Annotated in this window: 15 protein-coding genes; 7 read left to right on the forward strand and 8 right to left on the reverse strand. The window is 66.2% G+C overall.

The genetic code is table 11. The features are described from left to right. The first annotated feature begins 73 nt into the window (after positions 1-73). The gene (locus tag C3B78_RS07630) at positions 74-3,580 is read left to right on the forward strand and encodes a S41 family peptidase (RefSeq protein ID WP_104997534.1); all 3,507 of its coding nucleotides are present in this window, start codon (positions 74-76) and stop codon (positions 3,578-3,580) included. Positions 3,581-3,647: 67 nt separating this feature from the next. Here C3B78_RS07630 and C3B78_RS07635 read toward each other — a convergent pair whose 3' ends face one another. The 5 genes from C3B78_RS07635 to C3B78_RS07655 all read right to left on the reverse strand — a co-directional run bounded on the left by C3B78_RS07635 (position 3,648) and on the right by C3B78_RS07655 (position 9,831). Further along, entirely contained in the window at positions 3,648-4,076 is a 429-nt protein-coding gene (locus C3B78_RS07635; RefSeq protein WP_104997535.1) for an OsmC family protein, read from the reverse strand. A gap of 205 nt (positions 4,077-4,281) precedes the next feature. After that, complete coding sequence (locus C3B78_RS07640; RefSeq protein WP_104997536.1) at positions 4,282-4,632, reverse strand: hypothetical protein; 351 nt, start codon at positions 4,630-4,632, stop codon at positions 4,282-4,284. A gap of 151 nt (positions 4,633-4,783) precedes the next feature. After that, positions 4,784-6,550 carry a 2-oxoglutarate dehydrogenase, E2 component, dihydrolipoamide succinyltransferase gene (gene sucB / locus C3B78_RS07645; protein ID WP_104997537.1) on the reverse strand — a complete coding sequence of 589 codons (1,767 nt, stop codon included), beginning with the start codon at positions 6,548-6,550 and terminating at the stop codon, positions 4,784-4,786. Between the two features lie 114 nt (positions 6,551-6,664). Beyond that, complete coding sequence (gene lpdA / locus C3B78_RS07650; protein WP_104997538.1) at positions 6,665-8,047, reverse strand: dihydrolipoyl dehydrogenase; 1,383 nt, start codon at positions 8,045-8,047, stop codon at positions 6,665-6,667. 257 nt (positions 8,048-8,304) lie between these two features. Continuing rightward, on the reverse strand, positions 8,305-9,831 hold the full coding sequence (locus tag C3B78_RS07655; RefSeq protein WP_104997539.1) for a leucyl aminopeptidase: 1,527 nt from the start codon (positions 9,829-9,831) through the stop codon (positions 8,305-8,307). Positions 9,832-10,090: 259 nt separating this feature from the next. Here C3B78_RS07655 and C3B78_RS07660 point away from each other — a divergent pair, with 259 nt between their 5' ends. The 4 genes from C3B78_RS07660 (at position 10,091) to C3B78_RS07675 (ending at position 15,367) form a co-directional block, all read left to right on the forward strand. Then, a complete protein-coding gene (locus C3B78_RS07660; protein ID WP_104997540.1) occupies positions 10,091-11,029 on the forward strand; it encodes a proteasome assembly chaperone family protein in 939 nt (312 codons plus the stop codon). Positions 11,030-11,080: 51 nt separating this feature from the next. Beyond that, a complete protein-coding gene (locus C3B78_RS07665; protein WP_104997541.1) occupies positions 11,081-12,433 on the forward strand; it encodes an MFS transporter in 1,353 nt (450 codons plus the stop codon). Positions 12,434-12,510: 77 nt separating this feature from the next. After that, positions 12,511-13,752: a DUF4192 family protein gene (locus tag C3B78_RS07670; RefSeq protein WP_104997542.1), complete on the forward strand. Its 1,242-nt coding sequence runs from the start codon at positions 12,511-12,513 to the stop codon at positions 13,750-13,752. 304 nt (positions 13,753-14,056) lie between these two features. Beyond that, positions 14,057-15,367 (forward strand): RNA polymerase sigma factor, encoded by a 1,311-nt coding sequence (locus C3B78_RS07675; protein WP_104997543.1) that lies wholly within the window; start codon positions 14,057-14,059, stop codon positions 15,365-15,367. A gap of 183 nt (positions 15,368-15,550) precedes the next feature. On the opposite strand, the gene C3B78_RS07680 is transcribed toward C3B78_RS07675, so the two are convergent. Next, on the reverse strand, positions 15,551-15,772 hold the full coding sequence (locus C3B78_RS07680) for a DUF7455 domain-containing protein (protein ID WP_104997544.1): 222 nt from the start codon (positions 15,770-15,772) through the stop codon (positions 15,551-15,553). A 255-nt stretch (positions 15,773-16,027) separates the two neighbouring features. Here C3B78_RS07680 and C3B78_RS07685 point away from each other — a divergent pair, with 255 nt between their 5' ends. Beyond that, positions 16,028-18,136 carry a DNA gyrase/topoisomerase IV subunit B gene (locus C3B78_RS07685; protein ID WP_104997545.1) on the forward strand — a complete coding sequence of 703 codons (2,109 nt, stop codon included), beginning with the start codon at positions 16,028-16,030 and terminating at the stop codon, positions 18,134-18,136. A gap of 43 nt (positions 18,137-18,179) precedes the next feature. On the opposite strand, the gene C3B78_RS07690 is transcribed toward C3B78_RS07685, so the two are convergent. Beyond that, positions 18,180-19,169 (reverse strand): M56 family metallopeptidase, encoded by a 990-nt coding sequence (locus C3B78_RS07690; protein WP_104997546.1) that lies wholly within the window; start codon positions 19,167-19,169, stop codon positions 18,180-18,182. A 6-nt stretch (positions 19,170-19,175) separates the two neighbouring features. Next, positions 19,176-19,562: a BlaI/MecI/CopY family transcriptional regulator gene (locus C3B78_RS07695; protein WP_104997547.1), complete on the reverse strand. Its 387-nt coding sequence runs from the start codon at positions 19,560-19,562 to the stop codon at positions 19,176-19,178. 271 nt (positions 19,563-19,833) lie between these two features. On the opposite strand from C3B78_RS07695, the gene C3B78_RS07700 reads away from it, so the two are divergent. Then, a complete protein-coding gene (locus C3B78_RS07700; protein ID WP_104997548.1) occupies positions 19,834-21,438 on the forward strand; it encodes a cytochrome ubiquinol oxidase subunit I in 1,605 nt (534 codons plus the stop codon). Positions 21,439-21,458: the final 20 nt, after the last annotated feature.

The raw sequence follows: 21,458 nt of genomic DNA on the forward strand, positions 1-21,458 counted from the left end.
GGTCCATCTCACCACGCCACGTCCCCGGCGGCACCTCCCGACGGGCTGCGGAAGGGTTGACTATGATCGAACGATGACCTTTTCGAGCTACTTCCGTTTCCCGCATCTGCATGGCGATCTGGTCACCTTCGTGGCCGAGGATGACGTGTGGATTGCGCCCCTGGGCGGCGGACGCGCCTGGCGCGTCTCGGCACTCCAGATGCCCGCCCGCAACCCCCGCTTCACCCCCGACGGGAAGCGGCTGGTGTGGACAGTGGTCCAGGGAACGGCGCCTGAGGTGGTATCGGCAGAGGTCGATGGCGGGGGGTACCGCCAGCTGACCTACTTCGGCCACAGCACCACCAGGGTCAAGGGCTTCACGGCCGGCGGTTCGGTAGTTGTGACGAGTGCTTTCCGGCAGGCGGAAAGCAGGCACACGCACGCCTACAGCGTTCCGCTGGAGGGCGGCTGGGCGGAGGAACTCCCGTTCGGACCTGTCGAGTCCGTGGCTTTTGGCCCCGAAGTGGGCGATGAGCGCCCCGTGGTAGTGGGCAGCGTGCTGTCCCGGGAACCGGCCTGGTGGAAGCGCTACCGCGGAGGCACGGCAGGGAAACTGTGGATCGACACCGATGGCAACGGGGAGTTCGAGCGCCTCCTCCCGGAGCTTGAGGGCAACCTCGCTGATCCAATGTGGGTGGATGGCCGCATTGCGTTCCTTTCCGATCACGAGGGTTACGGCAACCTGTATTCGGTCCTGCCCGGCGGAAAGGACCTGCGCCGGCACACGGACCACGAGGACTTCTACGTCCGGCACGCCTCCACGGACGGCAAGCGCGTTATCTTCGAGTCCGCCGGCGAGCTCTGGGTGCTGCACGATCTCGGTTCCGACGCCGTCCGGCTGGACATCAGCCTTGGCTCCGCATCGCAATCCAGGCGCCCTGCACTGCTGAAGGCCACCAAACACCTCGGCGCGGTGGTACCGGACACCAGCGGCTCCGCCAGCGCTGTCGAAGCCCACGGGACCATCCACTGGCTTCGCCACAAGGATGGTCCCTCCCGCATCATTGAGGCAACGCCGGGCGTCCGCGCCCGCCTGCCCCGGCCCCTCGGCGACGGCCGGATCGCCTACCTGGCGGACCACGACGGCGCGGAGGCGCTGTATATCAAGGACATCGCGGCACCCGTCCCGCACCCTGCTGCTGCAGCCGGCGTGACCAGCGCGGCAGTGGACCACAAGGGAACTGTTGCCCCGCCCGCGCCGGCGCCGACGGACGACGTCGTGCTGCCGCAGCCCGTCCCTGCTGCCGGCGCTGCCGTGCTCGCCGGGAACACCCCGGCGGCCCATGGCCCGGACGAGCAGGCCGACGTCGCGCCTGAATCAGGCGCCCCGGCTGCGGAGGCGCCGGCAGGGCCGGCCGCAGTCCGCATCGCCTTCCCCAAGCCGTCGCGTGCCAGTGCGCTCGAGGCGAGCCCGGACGGGTGCCGGATAGCCTTGGGAACGTCATTCGGCGAGGTCTACGTGGCAGACACGCGCACGGGCGAACTGACACTGGTGTCCAGCATCGGCGAAGGCACCGTTGCGGACCTGGCATGGTCCGGGGACTCGCAGTGGCTCGTATGGTCGGAACCGGTCACGTCCTTCGGCTCCCGCAGCCGGTTGCGGCTGGCCAACGCGGCACAGCCCGGTGCCGCCCCGGTGGAAGTCACCGATGGGCGCTTCTGTGACCAGTCGCCGGCCTTCACCCCCGACGGCAAGTTCCTGGCCTTCCTCTCCAACCGCAGCTTCGACCCGGTGTACGACGGACACTCCTTCGACCTCTCCTTCCCCAGTCCCATCAAGCCCTACCTTGTGGCGCTTGCGGCGGACACGCCGTCGCCCTTCGGCCCCGCCGTGGACTCAGACGGCGGAGGCGCGGCAGCCACACAGGAAGAGGAAAAGCCCGACGACGGCTCCCGCCCTGGCAACGCCCTGCCGGAGGTCCGGGTGGATCCCGAGGGCCTGGCGCACCGGGTCATCACCGTGCCTGTGCCGCAGGGCAACTACACGTCCCTGAAGGCCGCCGAAGGGGCGCTGCTGTGGCTCGACTGGGCCCTGGCCGGCGTGACCGGTGATGGAAAAGCCAGCCAGGAGGACAAGGACTCCCGGCCCAGCCTGGTCCGGTACGACCTTGGCCGGCGCAAGCTGGCCACCCTCGTGGATGCGCTGGACAGTTACCGGCTGTCAGGGGACCGCAGCACCGTGGTGCTGATCTCGGACAAGGAGGTCACCGTGGTCCCCGCCGACGCGAAGGCGGATGAGGAGTCCGGGAAGCTGGTCAAGGTGGATCTCGGCCGGATCAGGGTCATGATGGACCCGCTAAGTGTCTGGGGGCAGGCCTTTGACGAGGCCTGGCGGCTGCAGCGGGATTTCTTCTGGACGGAGGATATGGCAGGGCAGGACTGGGATTCCATCCACCGCCGCTACCGTCCGCTCGTGGAACGCCTCGGCTCGCACGATGACCTGGTTGACCTCCTGTGGGAGCTGCACGGCGAGCTGGGGACGTCCCATGCCTACGTCCGGCCGGCGCCTGTCACCGAAAACGGCAGCCACGGCCAGGGCAGGCTCGGCGCGGACCTGGCGTACGTCTCCGGCGGGTGGGAGATCACCCGGATCCTTGCCGGCGAGTCCTCCGATCCGCTGGCCACTTCACCCCTGACCAGGCCTGGAATCGGCGCCAAGGCGGGCGATATCCTGCTGGCTGTCGACGGCGTGCCGCTGTCCGAAGGCGTCACCCCGGCCATGCAGCTGGTGGGAGCGGCCGGACGGGCAGTCGAGCTCACCCTCCTGAGTGGTCCGGCACACGGGGCCGCAGCAGGCACCCAGCGCCGCGTCGCCGTGGTTCCCGTCAAGGACGAGGAGCGCTTGCGGTACCAGGACTGGGTTGCCTCAAACCGGCGGACTGTCCGCGAAGCCTCGGGGGGCAAGTTCGGCTACCTGCACATCCCGGACATGATGGCCAACGGCTGGGCACAGCTGCACCGGGACCTGGACACTGAAACTGCGCTTGACGGCCTTATCGTGGACGTGCGACGCAACCGCGGCGGCCACACCTCGCAGCTGGTCGCGGAATTGATCGGCCGCAAGGTGACCGGGTGGAGCATGCCGCGCGGTGAAAAGCCGCGGACATACCCGCACCACGCACCGCGCGGTCCGGTGATTATCCTGGCCGACGAATTCGCCGGCTCGGACGGCGACATCATCACCCAGGTGTCCAAGCTCAGGGGGATCGGACCGGTGATCGGCACCCGCACGTGGGGCGGCGTGGTGGGCATCGACAACCGGTTCTCCCTTGCGGACGGCACCGGCGTGACGCAGCCGCGGTACGCCACCTGGTTCGGCGGCGGTGTGGGCTGGAGCGTGGAGAACTACGGGGTGGAGCCGGATATCGAGGTGGTATTTCCTCCGCACGCCTATGCGGCAGGCCGGGACCCCCAGCTGGAGTACGGCATCGGCACGCTTAAGGAGATGGTGCAGGAACTGCCCACGGACCGTCCGCCGGCCCGCGAAGGGTACCGCCGGCTGCGTCCCGCTCCGCTCCCCGCACGGCGGCAGGGCCAGTAGCCGCCGCGCACAAAAAGCCCCGCCTGGCCGTCACGGCCAGGCGGGGCTTTTGCTTACCGGCGCCGGGTCAGGACTCCAGCGTTGCATCCAGGGTGATGTCGATGCTGGCCAGGGCGCCGGAAACGGGGCAGCCCACCTTTGCCTCGCTTGCGATCTTCTGGAACTCTTCCTCGGAGATGCCCGGGATCCGTGCCGACATGGTCAGGTGGCTTCCCGTGATGCCGGTTCCCGGGACGAACGTGACGTCAGCCTTGGTGTTCACTTCCTCCGGCGCGTGGCCGGCCTGGGCCAGTGCGTGGCTGAAGGCCATGGAGAAGCAGGCCGAGTGGGCTGCGGCAATCAGTTCCTCCGGGCTGGTCTTGCCGCCGGAAGCCTCGGTACGGGCCTTCCAGGTGACCTCATAGGTGCCGAGGCCTGAGCTGTCCAGCGTGGTGTTCCCGGAACCTGACATCAGGTCGCCGTTCCATACCGTGTGCGCGGTGCGTGTTGCTGCCATTACCACTCCTCAAGTCGATTCAAACCGGGGCAGGCCAGTGCCCGGCCCCGCCGTCTCCCATCCTAGGGATTTCGCGGGAACCGTGCACCAGCTGTCCGCTGTCAGAGGATTGTTACCACGCTTGTTATGTACCGCCGGTTAGATGGCGACGGCGACGCCCCCGCGGAAGGGGCGTCGCCGCTGTCATTGTTTCAGCGTGTGGCTGCTACTGCCAGAGCGTGGCGATGGCGATGTTCAGCAGCGCGAGTCCGCCCACGCCGTGGGCCAGGCCCGCGCTGATGTCCTCGCCCTTTTTGTACTTCCGGCGGCCGATGAAGGCCAGTACGCCCACAACCAGGGCGATGACGAGCTTGATGCCCAGCTTGGGGTAGTTGGCGTCCATGTCCAGTGCCGGGATGAGTCCCATCAGGGCAACCCCGGTCAGCAGCTGCAGCATGGCGCCGTCAAATTGGCGGGGGTGGACGGTGGGCTTCTTCATCTGCCCGATCCAGATGCCCACGATCATGGCCGCGCCGACGATGTGCAGGAAAACCACAATGTTATAGACGATGTTCATGAGACCAGTGTAGCCAGAGGTTCTACGGGACGTAGTAGTGCCGGCGCGGGCCCGTGCGCCCGGGGACGTGCCCGCTTAAATGCCGACGGCGGCGCAGGCTTTGCGGAGGTTTCCCGCCGCTGCCTGCGCCGCCGTCGTGCGCTTTTGCCTGTTACAGCCCGAGGTCCGCCTCGAAGGCGCCTTCCTCAAGGCGTGCCTTCAGGGTCTGGAGGAACCGGCCGGCGTCCGCGCCGTCCACCAGGCGGTGGTCGTACGTCAGGGACAGGTACATCATGGACCGGATGGCGATCGAATCGTCACCGTTGTCATCGGAAACCACTACCGGGCGCTTGACGATGGCGCCGGTGCCAAGGATGCCCACCTGCGGCTGGTTGATGATCGGGGTGTCGAACAGGGCGCCGACGGATCCGATGTTGGTGATGCTGAACGTGCCGCCGGACAGCTCGTCCGGGCCGATCTTGCCGTCGCGGGTGCGGCTGGCAACGTCGGCAATCTTCCCGGCCAGTCCGGCGAGGTTCAGGCTGCCGGCGTCGGAGATGACCGGGACCAGCAGGCCCTTGTCCGTGTCGACGGCGATCGCCAGGTGTTCGGCGTTGTGGTACGTGATTTCCTGCTTGTCCTCGTCGTACGCAGCGTTGAGCTTGGGGTGCTGCTTGAGGGCCTCGGCCACGGCCTTGGCGATGAACGGCAGGAAGGTCAGCTTGGTGCCGTTCTGGGCCTGGAACGAGTTCTTGGCCTTGAGGCGGAGCTTGGCGATCTTGGTCATGTCCACTTCGTGGACCTGGGTCAGCTGGGTGGAGATTTCCAGCGACTCACGCATGCGGCGGGCGATGACCTGGCGGATGCGCGGTGCCTTCTGGGTGGTGCCGCGCAGCGAGGAAACCGCGGCTCCGGATGCTGCCGGTGCCGGAGCGGACGCTGCCGGGGCTGCCTGAGCGGGTGCGGCCTTGGCTTCGGCTGCCGCGATGACATCCTGCTTGCGGATGCGGCCTCCGACGCCGGTGCCGGAGAGCGAGGTGATGTCCACGCCGTGCTGGTTGGCCAGCTTGCGGACCAGGGGGGTGACGTAGCCGGACTCGCCGCCGGCGGCGGGTGCCTCGGCTGCGGCCGGAGCGGCCGGAGCTGCTGCGGCCTTCGGTGCTTCCTGCTTGGGTGCTTCCTGGGCAGGTGCAGCCTGCGGAGCCGGTGCCTCAGCTTTGGACTCTTCCGCCTTGGGGGCTTCCTCTGCAGGTGCAGCCGGGGCGGGGGCCTCTGCGGGCGCTGCTGCCGCACCTGAGCCGATGACGGCCAGGACGGAGCCAACCTCTGCGGTTTCGTCCTCGTTGACGCGGATCTCCTGGAGGGTGCCGGCCACGGGGGAGGGGATTTCGGTGTCTACCTTGTCGGTGGACACCTCCAGCAGGGGCTCGTCCACCTCGACGGCGTCGCCGACGGCCTTCAGCCAGCGGGTGACCGTGCCCTCGGTAACGCTCTCGCCGAGGGCCGGGAGGGTGACCTCGTGGCTCTCGCCGCCGCCGGCGGCCGGTGCCTCAGGTGTGGAAGCTTCCTGCGCGGGAGCTTCCTGGGCAGGTGCCTCCTGCGCCGGGGCTTCGTCCGGTGCGGCGGCTTCAGTGGACGGGGCCTCGGCCGGAGCGGACTGCTCAGCGGCAGGGGCCTCATCGGCCGGGGCGCCGCCGCCGGAGCCATCGCCAATGCGGACCAGGGGAGCGCCGACCTCGGCGGTCTCGTCCTCGGCAACCAGGATTTCCTCAATCACGCCAGCTACAGGAGAGGGGATTTCAGTGTCTACTTTGTCGGTGGAGACTTCGAGCAGCGGCTCGTCCACCTCTACCCGGTCACCTACCTGCTTGAGCCAGCGGGTGACGGTTCCTTCGGTGACGCTCTCACCGAGGGCGGGCAAGTTAACGGATTCAGACATGTCGTCCCCGTTCTCCTTATTGATCTTTAGTGCGGATGATTGCTGCCTGTTGGCCAGCCTAGTGCACCCGGCATTCCGTGCCGGGTGCACCAGGCCCTGTGATGCTGGGGGAGACTAGCCGTGAAGGGGCTTGCCCGCGAGTGCAAGGTGGGCTTCGCCCAGGGACTCGTTCTGCGTGGGGTGGGCGTGCAGCAGCTGGGCCACATCCTCGGGGTACGCTTCCCAGTTCACGATCAGCTGGGCTTCGCCCACCTGTTCGCCCATGCGGGCACCGATCATGTGGACGCCCACCACCGGGCCGTCCTTCTGGCGGACCAGCTTGACCAGGCCGGAGGTGCCCAGGATGGAGCTCTTGCCGTTGCCGGCGAGGTTGTATTCCTGGGTCTGGACCTGGTCTTCGCCGAACTTCTCCTTGGCGGCCTTTTCGGTGTAGCCGACCGTGGCGATTTCGGGGTCGGAGTAGGTGACCTTCGGGATGTTGATGTCCTCGACGACCACAGGCTTCAGGCCAGCGATTTCCTCGGCCACGAAGATGCCCTGCTGGTAGCCGCGGTGCGCCAGCTGGACGCCCGGCACGATGTCGCCCACGGCGTAGATGTTGCCGACGCCGGTGTGAAGGCGTTCGTTAGTGATGACGAAGCCGCGGTCGATTGTGACGCCCGCTTCCTCGTAGCCAAGGTTGGCGGTGACGGGGCCGCGGCCCACGGCAACAAGGAGGAGGTCGGCTTCGAAGGTCTTGCCGTCCACCAGGGTGACCTTGACGCCGTCGTCATTCTGCTCGACGCCCTGGAAGAACACGCCGGTGGAGAACTTGATGCCGCGCTTCTTGAAGGCCCGTTCGAAGTTCTTCACGATGGTGGCGTCCTCGTTGGGAACCAGCGAGGGCAGGCCCTCGACGATCGTGACGTCCACGCCGAAGGACTTCCAGACGGAGGCGAATTCGACGCCGATCACGCCGCCGCCCAGGATAATGGCGCTCTTGGGGATGGAATCCATGGTGAGGGCCTGGTCCGAGGTGATGACTTTGCCGCCGATTTCCAGCCCCGGGAGGGTGCGGGAGTAGGAGCCGGTGGCCAGGACGATGTTCTTGCCCTTGTACGCCGTGCCGTTGACCACGACGGTGTCAGTGCCCTGGAGTTTGCCTTCACCCTCGATGACGGTGATGCCCTTGGACTTGATGAGGCCCTGGAGACCCTTGTACTTGCCGGCGATGATGCCGTCCTTGTACGCGTTGACGGCGTTGATGTCGATGCCGTCGAGGGTGACGTTCACGCCGTACTTGGCGGAGTCCCGTGCGTGGTCGGCCAGCTCCGCGGAGTGCAGGAGGGCCTTGGTGGGGATGCAGCCGTTGTGGAGGCAGGTGCCGCCCAGTTTGGCTTTCTCCACGAGGCCGACGGTGAGGCCAAGCTGTACTGCCCGCAGCGCGGCGGCGTATCCGCCGCTGCCGCCACCGAGTACCAGGATGTCGAATTCTTGCGCAGTTGCCTGATCGGCCACTTAGACGCTCCCTCGCGTGAACGATGACGCGGTCCTGCGCATCATCTGGTCTTGGAACCTGGACTGCCGTGATTATTCCAGCAGGCCAATTCTTTTGCATTTGTGACTACCGTGGTTCACCTTAGCGAACCACTTATCCATGCTCCACCCTGGCACCACGTTTGTGGAGCGCTTGTGTCGAGTGTCACGCGGCTTTGTGGCACAGGGATCACCGGTCCCGCAAAGCCTGGTGCCAGCCCGCTGCGGGCCGCCATATGTCAGGCGGCAGCAGCCAGGATGTCCTCCACATAGGCCACCAGGGTCCGGACGGTGCAGCCCGTTCCCTGCTTGTGGGTGTAGCCATAGGGGCTCCCGTTGTTGAAGGACGGCCCGGCGATGTCGATGTGGGCCCAGGGGATCTGTTCCCCGTCCTTGCCCTTACCCACGAATTCACGGAGGAAAACTGCGGCGGTCATCATGCCGCCATGGCGTTCGCCGATGTTCGCGAGGTCGGCCACCTGTGAGTCGAGGCTGGGACGCAGTTCCTCGGGAAGCGGCATGGGCCATACGAGTTCGCCGGCGCGGTCCGCTGCGGCCTTGAGCGGGCCGGTCACGCTGTCCGATCCCATGACGCCGGCCGTCCGGTTTCCCAGTGCGATCAGCTGTGCCCCGGTGAGCGTTGCGACGTCGATGATGGCGTCCGGGTACTCGGCACTGGCAGCCACGATGCCGTCGGCCATCACCAGCCTGCCCTCGGCATCGGTGTTCAGGACCTCCACGGTCTTCCCGCCGAACATCGTCAGGACGTCGGCCGGCCGGGAAGCGGCGCCGGAGGGCATGTTCTCGGCGATGCAGAGCCAGGCGGTGGCCTTCACCGGCAGGCCAAGTCCCGCCAGGGCCAGGACAGTGTTAAGGACGACGGCGGCGCCCGCCATGTCGCTCTTCATGTCGCCCATGCCGAGGGCCGGCTTAATGGAGATTCCGCCGGTGTCAAAGGTGATGCCTTTGCCGACGAGCGCGATCTTTGACGTTGCCTTGGCGGGAGAGTATTCCACCTTGACCAGCCGCGGCTGGCGGGCGGAGCCCTTGCCCACGCCCATGATGCCGCCGAAGCCTTCCTTCTCGAGGCGCTTCTCGTCCCACACGGTGACCTTCACGGGCAGGCCCTTGGCCAGGTCCTTGGCAGCCTCGGCGAAGGACTCGGGGTAGAGGTGGCTGGGCGGCTGGTTCACCAGCGAACGGGTGGCGTTTACCGCCTTGCCGATCAGTGTGGCCCTTTTAAGGACAGGGGCAAGTTCCTTCTGGTCGGCCAGGTCGGTGAAAATGACCGCGTTGCGGACAGGATCCTTCAGGCCTTCCCTGGAGGTGCGGAACTCTGTGAAGGAATAGGCCCCCAGGGCGGCACCTTCGGCCACCGCTGCGACGTCGGCGGCAGTCGCCGTCGGGAACGCCAAGGCAACCGTGGCGAAACCGGCGAGCTGGCGGATGGCGGAACCGGCTGCCCGGCGCAGTGCTTCCCCGGCCAACGGTTGCGCAGGCGTTACCTTGCCCACGCCCGCCAGGACCAGGACGCCCGCGCCGGTCTCGGGGAGGCCCGGCAGGCGCACCAGCTGGTCCGCGGCACCCGTGACGCCGAGCGCCTTAAGGGAATCAGCCAGCGCTTCGGCGGACCTGGCCGTCAACGGGTTCTCCAGGAGGACGGGACCGTCTGCACCCTGCCCCACGCCTATGACCACTGCGTCGCTGGGACTCTTCTTCAGGTCCCGAGAGAGGGTACTAAGGTTGATTTCAGTATTCTTGACCACGGGGTCAGTCCTCGATTCTCGAAAGATGTTCGGGCAGGGAGCATGTTCGGCGTTCTGCCATGGTTCCCCGGGTACGGCCGTTCGGAACGCAGTCCGGGAGTTGCAGGCCCGTCTGGCAGGCCAGTTCCGATCGTAGCCCTTGGCCGCTGCGCACGGGGTATTTCGTGAGAGTTGCGCCACACCGGGCGCCGGAATGCGAGGCCGTCCCGGGGCGTTGTAAAGAAAGAATGTCCACCCGCACCTATGAAAGGAACATGCCGTGCTTGAACGGATTTCCGGCTCCCTCCTGGACCCCGGTGCGCTTTATGCGAGCAACATTGAGCTGTTCCACAGCCCCGGGCTCCGCGGGCTGAACCTGGTGATGGGCTTCACCGGGTTCGCCGATGCCGGCCACGTGGTGAAGCAGATCAACGCGGAACTGCTCGACTCCCTCGACGCCGAGCCGGTGGCGGTCTTCGACGCCGACCAGCTGATTGACTACCGCTCACGCAGGCCGCACCTGACGTTCGTGGAGGACCACCTCCAGGATTACCAGGAGCCGAAGCTGGCCCTGTACCGCCTCGTGGACGGGCTCGGGAAGCCCTTCCTCCTGCTGGCAGGTTTCGAACCGGACCTGCAGTGGGAACGCTTTGCGCGCGCAGTGGTGGGCATCGTGGAGCAACTGGACGTCAACCTGGTCACCTGGATCCACTCCATTCCCATGCCGGTTCCGCACACCCGCCCTGTGGGCGTCACGGTGCACGGCAACCGGCCGGAGCTGATCGAGGGCATCTCGGTGTGGAAGCCCACCGTGGAGGTTCCCGCAGCTGTAGGACACATCCTGGAACTCCGCCTGGTGGAGGCAGGACGGAATGTTGCCGGTTACGTCATCCACGTCCCCCACTACCTGGCCGAGGCCGAATACCCCACGGCCGCCGTCGCAGGCCTGGAGTACCTGGGCGCGGCCACCTCGCTGATGCTGCCCTCGGACAGGCTCCGCGAAGCCGGGCGCGAGGTCGGCCGCCAGATCGCCGAACAGATTGACGCCTCCGAGGAAGTCCAGCAGGTGGTGTCGCGGCTGGAGACCCGCTACGACGAAAAGGCCGAGGGCACGGTCCGCCGCTCGCTCCTCGCGGACGAGAACGACGAACTGCCCAACGCCGACGTCCTGGGCGCCGCGGTGGAAGCGTACCTGGCCCGGGAGAACCCGGGTCAATAAAGCGGCTGGGTCAATAAAGGCCGCCGGCGGCTGCCCGGGCATAATGAAGTGGTGACTGCACCCCGCGCCTGGCTTATCTGGACCATCGGAATCTTTGGGTACCTGGTAGCCGTGGCGCAGCGCACGTCCTTTGGCGTGGTGGGGCTGGAAGCCACGGAGCGGTTCCATGCCAGCGCATCGGCGATTTCGTTCTTCACTGTCCTCCAGCTCCTTGTCTACGCCGGGCTCCAGATCCCGGTGGGCCTGCTGGTGGACAGGTTCGGCTCCCGCGCCATGATCTCCTGCGGCGCTGCCCTGATGGGCCTGGGCCAGCTCCAACTTGCTTTTGCCGACACAATTCCCGGGGGAGTGGCCGGCCGCGTGCTGGTGGGGGCCGGGGACGCCATGACCTTTATCTCCGTGATCCGCCTGATTCCCTTGTGGTTCGCTCCCGCCCGGGTGCCCCTGGTGACCCAGCTGACGGGCATGTCCGGCCAGTTGGGCCAGCTGTTCAGCGTCATCCCGTTCGCCTTCGTCCTCCATCTCTCAGGCTGGACCACCGCATTCCTGATGCTGGCAGGCCTGTCCGCGCTCGCAGTTGTCCTGGTCCTGCTGCTCCTGCAGGACGCCCCGCCGGGCACCGAGCGGCCGCACGCAAAGCAGGGCCTGCGGGCTACCGGCGCATCCCTGGCCCGGGCCTGGCGCCAGCCGGGGACGAGGCTGGGCATGTGGAGCCACTTCACCATCCAGTTCAGCGGCACGGTGTTTGCCATGACGTGGGGCTACCCCTTCCTCCTTTCGGGCCAGGGGCTGGACGCCGGAACGGTTGCCGCCCTCATGGCGCTGTACGTCGCCGCCGCAATGGCGGTAGGGCCATTCATCGGACGCTTCGTTTCACGGCATCCGTTGCGGCGTTCCACCATGGTCCTGCTGATTGCCGGCGCTACCGCGGGGGCATGGGCTGCCGTCCTGCTGACTCCCGGACAGGCACCCCTCTGGCTGCTGGCCGGCCTTGTCGTGGTGCTTGCCGTCGGCGGCCCCGGTTCGATGATCGGCTTCGACTTCGCCCGGACGTTCAATCCGGCGCACCGGATCGGAACGGCGACGGGCATCGTTAACGTGGGCGGGTTCATCGCAGCCCTTGTTGCGATCTTCCTGATCGGGCTGGTGCTGGACGTCCTGTATGCCAGCGGTTTCTCCAACGGCATCCTGTACGGACTGGATCCGTTCCGTATTGCCCTGAGCGTCCAGTTCCTGCTGCTCGGATCCGGTGCGGCGGCGATGCTGGCATGCCGGCAAAAGGTGCGGCGCCAGATGGCCGCGCAGGGCGTCATTGTTCCACCCTTGCGCAGCGCCCTTGCCCGCCAGCGGCGGGAAAGCCTCGCCCGGCGCCGGCAGCCGACGCCTACGGACGGTGCGGACTAGTCCTGCACAGCGCACGTTTCCCCACATAGCCGGATCAGGTCCTTATCCGGGTCCGGCGGTCCGTGAAGGCTGGAGGCATGACACCTCCAGAACACCTGACAATCCGCAGCCCGGAAGACGTCCTGGGCTTCATTCCCCACTCACTGGGCTACTGGCCGTCCGCAAGCCTCGTCGCCATGACGTTGCAGGGCAAACGGCTGGGCGCCACGCTCAGGCTGGATCTTCCCGGCCCGGACGTCCTGGCGCAGCCCGCCGCTTTTGCCCGGACGGTCTGCAGCTACCTTGAAGCGGACCGGAATGCCGACGGGTCGCTGCTGGCACTCTTCACCAACAACGGCTGGCTGGCCGGGCCGGACTGCTATGGCAGCCTGCTCGCGGGGCTGCAATGGGCGCTGGACGGAGCAGGGATGCCGGTCCGGGATGCCTGGTACGTCGGCACCGAGTATTGGCGGGACGCGTTTTGTGCTGATCCTGCGTGCTGCCCCTTCCCCGGACGTCCGGTGCAGGAGATCCGGGACAGCACCCTGAACGCCGAAATGGTGTACCGCGGAAGCAGCGTGGGCCCGTCCCCCCAGGACCAGCCGGCTGCGGTCCTGCCCGGTTCCAGCCTGCATTGTGCTGCAGTGCTTGAGGCGGAAGCGGCGTGGTTGGCGCAACTGGACCTGCGCCGCGGAAGCAGGGCGCAGTTTGACGCTGTCCTGGGGCTATGGGATGCCCAGCTTAACCGTCCCCCGGGTGAAGCGTGGCTTCCCGAGGTTGAACGCGACGGCTTCCTGCGGGCAACCCTGTTGGTACCGCGATGGCGGGATGCCGTCCTGATGATGGCGGCCGCCGGAAGGGCGGCAGCGGAAGCCGGGGCCGGGCAGTCACCCACCTTTCGCGAGGAGTGCCGCCTTGAACCTGTGGCCCCGCCGGCAGGATCCCTTGGCGCCGGCATTGGCGGGAAGGCCGCTCCGGCCGGTGGTCCTGTACATGGCGGGGTGACGGAAGCGGGTGTTCCCCGCTACGGCGATGTCCTGATGGGGATCCAGCCTGCCGTTCCGGACTGGGAGAGGCTCGACGCCTTGGATTCCATTTTCCTGCAACTCGCGGCATCCGGAGGTAGGGCTGGGGCAGCATCGCTCACGGGAAGGGGCTGGATCGCATGGTGCCGGGGGCGTGGCTCCTTCTCCGCGGCCTACCTTGCCCAGGCCCTGGACGTGGAACCCGGGTACCGGCTCGCGGAACTGCTGCTGGAACTGGTCCGCCGGGGAACCATCTGCGGCTGGGCGGCACGGAAGGAGGCCGCCTGGCAGAAATTCGGCCCCGACGCGGCGTGATCGGTGGGCGCAGGGATTGCGGGGAGGGTGCAGCGGGCACGTGCCGGCGGGCTGGCCGAACGAGGAGAACGGGGGAGAGGCCCCTTCCGGGAAATCATGAGACAATGGATGCCGAGACCCGGTTGGGTCCGTGTATCGAGCGTCCAGGATTGTGCCCTTTCGGGGAACATTACAGCGGTTCCGGCAGTTGTCTTAATAGACTCTGCGGGCCGTGGTGGCGCTTGGTTTTCACCACGGACTTGACAGGGTCATAGTGGTGTTGCCCGTATGGTGATTCCACAGACCACCGCTAGAAAGGTTTTCTGTGACCCCGTCTTCCACGAAGAAGGACCCCTCCGCCCAGGACGAACTGTCCGCCGAGGAGAAGCAGGCTGCGACCAACGCCAAGCGGGCAGCTACGCGGGCAGCCAACAAAGCATCTGCCGGTGAGGCCGCGGACGGCAAGCGCGAGCCCAAGAAGCGCGGGCCCAGGCCCGGCGCAAAGGCAGCTGCCGAGGCCGCCGGCAAGTCTGCGGCTGGCGGCGCTGACGATGTAGAAGAAGTCGACGAAGAGCTCGACGACATCATCCTCGAAGGACCTGAGGTTATCGAGGACGACGCCGAGGCCGATCCCGCCAAGGGTGCCGCCGGCTCCGGCAAGGGCTTCGTCTACTCGGACGCTGATGACGACGACGCACCCGTGCAGCAGGTCATGTCCGCCGGAGCTACTGCCGATCCCGTCAAGGACTACCTGAAGCAGATCGGTAAGGTTGCGCTGCTCAACGCCGAGCAGGAAGTCGACCTTGCGCTCCGGATCGAAGCCGGACTTTTTGCCGAGGAAAAGATCAACGCCGACGACGGCTCCATGGATCCGAAGTACAAGCGCGAGCTTGAATTCATCATCCATGACGGGAAACGTGCCAAGAACCACCTCCTGGAAGCGAACCTCCGCCTGGTGGTCTCGCTGGCCAAGCGTTACACCGGCCGCGGCATGCTGTTCCTGGACCTCATCCAGGAAGGCAACCTGGGCCTCATCCGTGCGGTGGAGAAGTTCGACTACACCAAGGGCTTCAAGTTCTCCACCTATGCCACCTGGTGGATCCGCCAGGCAATCACCCGCGCCATGGCCGACCAGGCCCGCACCATCCGTATTCCAGTGCACATGGTCGAGGTCATCAACAAGCTGGCCCGCGTGCAGCGCCAGATGCTGCAGGACCTGGGCCGTGAACCCACGCCCGAAGAGCTGGCCCTCGAACTGGACATGACGCCCGAAAAGGTCGTTGAAGTCCAGAAGTACGGCCGCGAGCCCATTTCGCTGCACACGCCCCTGGGCGAGGACGGCGACTCCGAGTTCGGCGACCTGATCGAGGACTCCGAAGCCGTGGTTCCGGCGGATGCCGTGAGCTTCACGCTCCTGCAGGAGCAGCTGCACTCCGTCCTGGACACACTCTCCGAGCGCGAGGCCGGCGTTGTGGCCATGCGCTTCGGCCTGACGGATGGACAGCCGAAGACTTTAGACGAAATCGGAAAGGTCTACGGAGTCACGCGTGAGCGCATCCGCCAGATCGAATCGAAGACCATGTCCAAGCTCCGCCACCCGTCGCGGTCGCAGGTGCTCCGGGACTACCTGGACTAAACAGAACCGGTCAAACACAGCGGCCCGCCGGCCGCCGCGCCCCCCGCGCGGCAGCCGGCGGGCCGCTTGGTTTCCCCAGGCCGTCCGGGCTGTTGCGGCGGGCCAGGGCGGTGCTTTGAAGGTTGTGGTTAAAAGGATTGGGACCCCACCTTGCGGTGGGGTCCCAACAACTTCGGGAAGAACCTAGTCGATTTCCACGACTGCCTTCTCGTGAAGCCTGCCCGTCTCGTCGTGCCAGTCGGAGCTCAACGGCTTGAGGGTTGCCTCCACTGCACGGGCGTGGTGGCCGCAGAACAGCAGTTCACCGCCGGAGGACTCCAATACAACCCGGACGTAAGCCTGGGCTCCGCAACGATCGCACCGGTCGAGTGCGTTGAGTGTGCGGTCTGCCACTGCTGTTGTCATGTCGGCCTCCTTAGTAGATCAGTACGTCTATATAACCAGCATTCGTAACAAATCCATCGCAAGGATGGGGCAAGTTCGCTGTGCGCGTATCCGCAAAATTGGCTCAAGTTCGCCGCAGGGCCCGCCGGCACCACCCGCGTGGCACGGTCCACACCCCCGGCCAGGTGTGGCAGCCGGCCTGCCGGTCCCGGGCCGACTACCCTAGAGGAAGCGATCCCAGCCTGCTGTTTCCGTCCCTGAAGGAGTTCATCACCAGTGGCACCAAGTTCTGATTACACTGCCCGGCACCTGTCTGTACTGGAGGGCCTCGAGGCTGTCCGCAAGCGCCCGGGCATGTACATCGGTTCCACCGACTCCCGCGGACTCATGCACTGCCTCTGGGAGATCATTGACAACTCCGTGGATGAGGCCCTGGCCGGGTTCGGCCACGACATCAAGATCATCCTCCACGCCGACAACTCCGTGGAGATCCATGACGACGGCCGCGGCATCCCTATCGACAAAGAACCCAAGACCGGCCTGACGGGCGTCGAAGTGGTCTTCACCAAACTCCACGCGGGCGGCAAGTTCGGCGGCGGCTCCTACACGGCCTCAGGCGGCCTGCACGGCGTCGGCGCATCCGTGGTCAACGCGCTGTCCTCCCGCCTCGACGTCGAAGTGGACCGCGGCGGCAAGACCTACAAGATGTCCTTCCGGCGCGGCGAGCCCGGGCGCTTCAAGGACGTTGGCTCCAGGATCGACCCCGCCGCACCCTTTACCCCGTTCGTGGACGATTCCGTCCTGGACGTGGTGGGCAAAGCAAAGCGCGGGGTCACGGGCACCCGGATCCGGTACTGGGCCGACCGGCAGATCTTCACCCCGGATGCAAAGTTCTCCTATGACGAACTGGCGGCCCGTGCGCGCCAGACCTCCTTCCTGGTACCAGGCCTCAAACTGACGGTGCGGGATGAGCGGAGGTTCCCGGGAACACCCGGGGAGGCAGGAGTCCACGAAGAAGTCTTCCACCACGACGGCGGCATCTCCGAATTCGTCGAGTTCCTCGCCGCCGATCCCGCCGTCACCGACGTCTGGCGGCTGCACGGCTCCGGAAAGTTCAAGGAGACAGTTCCCGTCCTGGACGAGCGCGGGCACAGCCAGCTGGCGGAGGTGGAACGGGACTGCGAGGTGGATGTCGCGCTGCGCTGGGGCATCGGCTACGACAGCACCGTCCGGAGTTTCGTCAACATCATCTCCACCCCCAAGGGCGGAACGCACCAGTCAGGCTTTGAGCAGGCCCTGGTCAAGACGTTCCGCAAAGCGGTGGAAACCAACGCCCGGAAGCTCAAGGCGGGCAATGACAAGATCGAAAAGGACGACATCTTCGCGGGCCTGACCGCCGTCCTGACGGTACGGCTTGCCGAGCCCCAGTTCGAAGGCCAGACCAAGGAAATCCTGGGCACCTCGGCGGTGCGCGCCATCGTGTCCAAGGTGGTGGAACAGGAGATCAGCGCCAAGCTCGGTTCCGCGAACCGGAATGACAAGGCCCAGTCCGCGCTGCTGCTGGAAAAAATCGTCAACGAGATGAAGTCGCGCATCTCGGCGCGGGTGCACAAGGAAACCCAGCGGCGCAAGAACGCCCTGGAAACATCCTCGATGCCCACCAAGCTTGCCGACTGCCGCACGGACGACGTCGACCGTTCCGAACTGTTCATCGTGGAAGGCGACTCAGCACTGGGCACCGCCAAGCTGGCCCGGTCCTCGGACTTCCAGGCCCTGCTGCCCATCCGCGGCAAGATCCTCAACGTCCAGAAGGCGTCCGTGGGGGACATGCTCTCCAACGCCGAATGCGCAGCCCTCATCCAGGTGGTGGGCGCTGGTTCCGGCCGCAGCTTCGACATCAGCGCCGCCCGCTACGGCAAAGTGATCCTGATGACGGACGCCGACGTTGACGGTGCCCACATCCGTACGCTGCTCCTGACGCTTTTCTTCCGCTACATGCGCCCCATGATCGAAGACGGCCGCGTTTTCGCCGCTGTCCCGCCGCTGCACCGGGTGGAGGTCATCAACGCGGGCCAGAAGGCGAATGAAATGATCTACACGTACTCGGAGGCGGAACTCCACGTCCTCCTGGCCCGCCTGGCCAAGGAAGGCAAGCGGTACAAGGAGCCCATCCAGCGCTACAAGGGCCTGGGCGAAATGGATGCCGAGCAGCTGGCCGAGACCACCATGGACCCGCGGCACCGCACCCTGCGCAAGGTGGGCATCGAGAACGCCAAGCAGGCAGAGGAAATCTTTGACCTGCTGATGGGCTCGGACGTCTCGCCGCGCAAGGACTTTATCATCGCCGGCGCCGCCAGCCTGGACCGGGAGCGCATCGACGCCTGACGGCGGGCGGTGAGCCGGAGGTCCGGAGGTACGACGCCGGGACTCAGCCCAGCAGGCCCGGCACCACCAGCAGGGCGGTGGGCAGCGCCAGCAGCAGCACGGATCCGGCCATCACCATGTTCCGGACCGGCGCCGGCAGCTCAGGCTGGGGTGAGAGCAGCCTGCTGACCCGGGAGGCCGTGGTGCGGGCCGGGTCCGGGCCGGGCGTGCCGGCGGCCTCGAGCCCGGACAGGGCCAGGCTGGAAGCTGCGGGACGGAGTTCCGCTCCGCCGGTGTTCCCGGCCGATCCGCTGGCCACGATGGCGATTGCCTTGATCAGCGTGGCCTTGCTCTCGGTTTTGAGCGCGACGTCGTCGGCCAGCATTTCGATCAGCGAATTCACCGCCTCCTGGGCAAGGCGGGTGGTGGGCAGCCATGGCAGCGCTTGCCGCCAGGCGGCAAAAGCCCACAGCAGCAGGTGGTGCCGTTGGTTCAGGTGCGCATTCTCATGGATCAGGACCGCCCGGAGTTCTGCCGGTTCAAGGGCCGCCATCAGGCCATCCGAGAGGACCGTCACCGAGCGGGCGCCGCCGGGAAGGCAGTAGGCCACGGGGGAGTCATGGCTGATAACGAGCGTTCCCGTTCCTTCAGCGGACGGTGAGGCCAGGAGGGCCAGCAGTTCGCGGTGGCGCCGGCGCTGGCGCTCAATCTTGTAGTAGGTCAGCAGCAGGGTGAACACCAGGTGGGCGGTAAGCAGGGCGGCGGCGGACAGGGCAAAGATGTGCCAGAATCCCAAAGCCGTGGTGGGGGCATTGAAGAGCACCATTCCGGCCAGCGCCCGAAGCCCCGCAATCAGGTTGTCGCCGATAGGCTCCAGGCCGTAGACCAGCATGGCGCCGATCATCGACAGGCCGCCGGCCAGTGCGATCGCCTGCCACAGGATCATGGCAGTGAACGGCGAACGGGCGGGCCACTTCGCCCGCGAGAGGAGGATAGGCACCGGCCACGCCAGGACTATCGCAAGGACCGCCAGCAGGTATGAGGCCCAGAACATGGTGCGTTACAGGTGGCCCAGCAGTTTGCGCAGCGTCTCGGCCTCGCCCTCGGAAACGGACCCAATGAAGCGTGCCAGCACGGCCTCGCGGTCCGGCGCGGACCCCAGAACTTCATGCATCAGCTCAGCGGTGTGGTCCTCACGGCTGGACACCGCCTGGTAGCGGTGCGGGCGGGTGCCGCGTTCGCGCTCCACCAGGCCCTTCTTTTCCAGCCGGGACAGCACGGTAAGGACGGTGGTGACGGCAAGTTCCTTGCCTTCATGGCCTGCAGAGCCGTCCTGTCCGGCCGACGTCCGCGCCAGCCGGTCCCGCAGTGTATTAGCGGTGGCTGCTTCCTGGCCCGCCCAGAGCAGATCCATCACTGCCCGTTCCAGTTCACCAAGACTAGCCATTGCACTTTTCCTTTGTTCCCCGAGCCACCGCGTGGAAGCGGCGGTGGCTGCATGCTTCGCTTCAACTACAGGTTCTAATTTACCCGGTTTTCACGGGACTTTCTACGTTGGGTAGAACACTTGGCCTGCCGCTTCCCTTGCCTGCGGCTCCAGGGGCGTGGAAGCTGGTTTTTACACCGCTGCCGACGTTGTTCTACACTCGGTAGAAGTTCAGTTCTACAAAACGTAGAAGATCTGCATTTCGCTGACACGAGGGGCCGCCTTGGACGCTATGGACGCGCTGGAAATCGCACGCTGGCAATTCGGCATCACCACGGTTTACCACTTCATGATGGTTCCGCTGACCATCGGCCTTGGCCTGGTTGTGGCCGTCATCCAGACCGCCTGGCACCGCACTGGCAACCCCGAATACCTGCGGATGACCAAGTTCTGGGGCAAGCTGTTCCTCATCAACTTCATCATGGGCGTGGCCACCGGCATCGTCCAGGAGTTCCAGTTCGGTATGGCCTGGAGCGAATACAGCCGGTTCGTGGGCGATGTTTTCGGCGCGCCGCTGGCACTGGAGGCGCTCCTCGCCTTCTTCGTGGAATCCACGTTCCTGGGCTTGTGGATCTTCGGCTGGAAACAGCTCAAGCCCGGCATCCACCTGGCCTGCCTGTGGATAGCCGTTATCGGTTCCGTCTTCTCCGCCTACTTCATCATTGTCGCCAACAGCTGGATGCAGCACCCGGTGGGTGTGGAGATGATCGACGGCCGGCCCGTCATGACTGACGCCTGGGCCGTCTTCACCAACAACACCGCCCTCGTTGCCGTGCCCCACACACTGTTCGGCGCCCTGGCGGTGGCGGGCGGCTTCCTCCTAGGCATCGCCTGGTACCACCTGTGGCGGAGGCGGCGCGACGGCGTGGACACCGTGGGTGCCGACGGCAAGGTGGTCCCCGGCGAAGCAGCAGGTATACCCGGCCGTGACGTGAATGACCACAAGGTCTGGCTCCGGTCCCTGCGGATCGGTGCCGTGGTTGCCATGATCTCCTTCGCCGGGACTGCCCTCACCGGCGACCTCCAGGGCAAATTGATGTTCGAGCAGCAGCCCATGAAGATGGCCGCGGCAGAAGCTGCCTGCCACGACGGCACCGGCTTCTCGGTCCTCAGCATCGGCAACATCGGCTCGCAGAACTGCGACGACATCGTGGCCCTGATCGAGGTTCCGGGCATCCTCTCCTACCTGGCGAAGGGTGACTTCACCACCGAAGTCAAGGGCGTCAACAGCCTGCTGCCCGAATACCGGGAGAAGTACGGCACGAACCTGCCGGACAATCCGATCTACGGTGAACGCGCCGGGCAGGAGATCGACTACCTGCCGGTCATGGAGGTGACCTATTGGGGCTTCCGCATGATGATCGGCTTCGGCGGGCTTGCAGCCCTGGCAGCGCTGGTGGCGCTGTGGATCACCCGGAAGGGAACCGTTCCCGAGTCTTCGTGGCTCATGCGGCTGGCGGTCTTCGGCATCCTGGCCCCGTTCGGCGCCAACGCCGCCGGCTGGATCTTCACGGAAATGGGACGCCAGCCTTTTGTGGTGGCCCCCAATCCCGACCCCAGCGGCATCGACCAGGTGTTTATGTTCACCGCCGCCGCCGTTTCGCCGGGGGTCTCGGCGGGAGAACTGCTGGCATCACTGGTAACGCTGACGGCAGTTTACGCAGTCCTGCTGGTGGTTGAAGTCAAGCTGCTGGTCAAGTACATCCGGGGTGGAGTAGTTTCCGCCATGCCGGAACTGGTGCACGCCCCCGTAGACGAGGACGGGGACGCCACGCCCGGACCGGGCGGCCCGGGCGCGGGGAAACCTGCCGACGACGTCCTGGCCTTCGCGTACTAGCCCGATACCAAGCAGAGGAA

It is taken from the genome of Arthrobacter sp. PGP41, from assembly GCF_002953935.1.
Lineage (GTDB): Bacteria > Actinomycetota > Actinomycetes > Actinomycetales > Micrococcaceae > Arthrobacter.

Coding starts and splice junctions, on each gene's coding strand:
- C3B78_RS07690 (WP_104997546.1), bottom strand. CDS start 19,169: ATGTTCTGGGCCTCATACCTGCTGGCGGTCCTTGCGATAGTCCTGGCG.
- sucB (WP_104997537.1), bottom strand. CDS start 6,550: ATGTCTGAATCCGTTAACTTGCCCGCCCTCGGTGAGAGCGTCACCGAA.
- C3B78_RS07640 (WP_104997536.1), bottom strand. CDS start 4,632: ATGAACATCGTCTATAACATTGTGGTTTTCCTGCACATCGTCGGCGCG.
- C3B78_RS07700 (WP_104997548.1), top strand. CDS start 19,834: ATGGACGCGCTGGAAATCGCACGCTGGCAATTCGGCATCACCACGGTT.
- C3B78_RS07695 (WP_104997547.1), bottom strand. CDS start 19,562: ATGGCTAGTCTTGGTGAACTGGAACGGGCAGTGATGGATCTGCTCTGG.
- C3B78_RS07670 (WP_104997542.1), top strand. CDS start 12,511: ATGACACCTCCAGAACACCTGACAATCCGCAGCCCGGAAGACGTCCTG.
- C3B78_RS07680 (WP_104997544.1), bottom strand. CDS start 15,772: ATGACAACAGCAGTGGCAGACCGCACACTCAACGCACTCGACCGGTGC.
- C3B78_RS07635 (WP_104997535.1), bottom strand. CDS start 4,076: ATGGCAGCAACACGCACCGCGCACACGGTATGGAACGGCGACCTGATG.
- C3B78_RS07630 (WP_104997534.1), top strand. CDS start 74: ATGACCTTTTCGAGCTACTTCCGTTTCCCGCATCTGCATGGCGATCTG.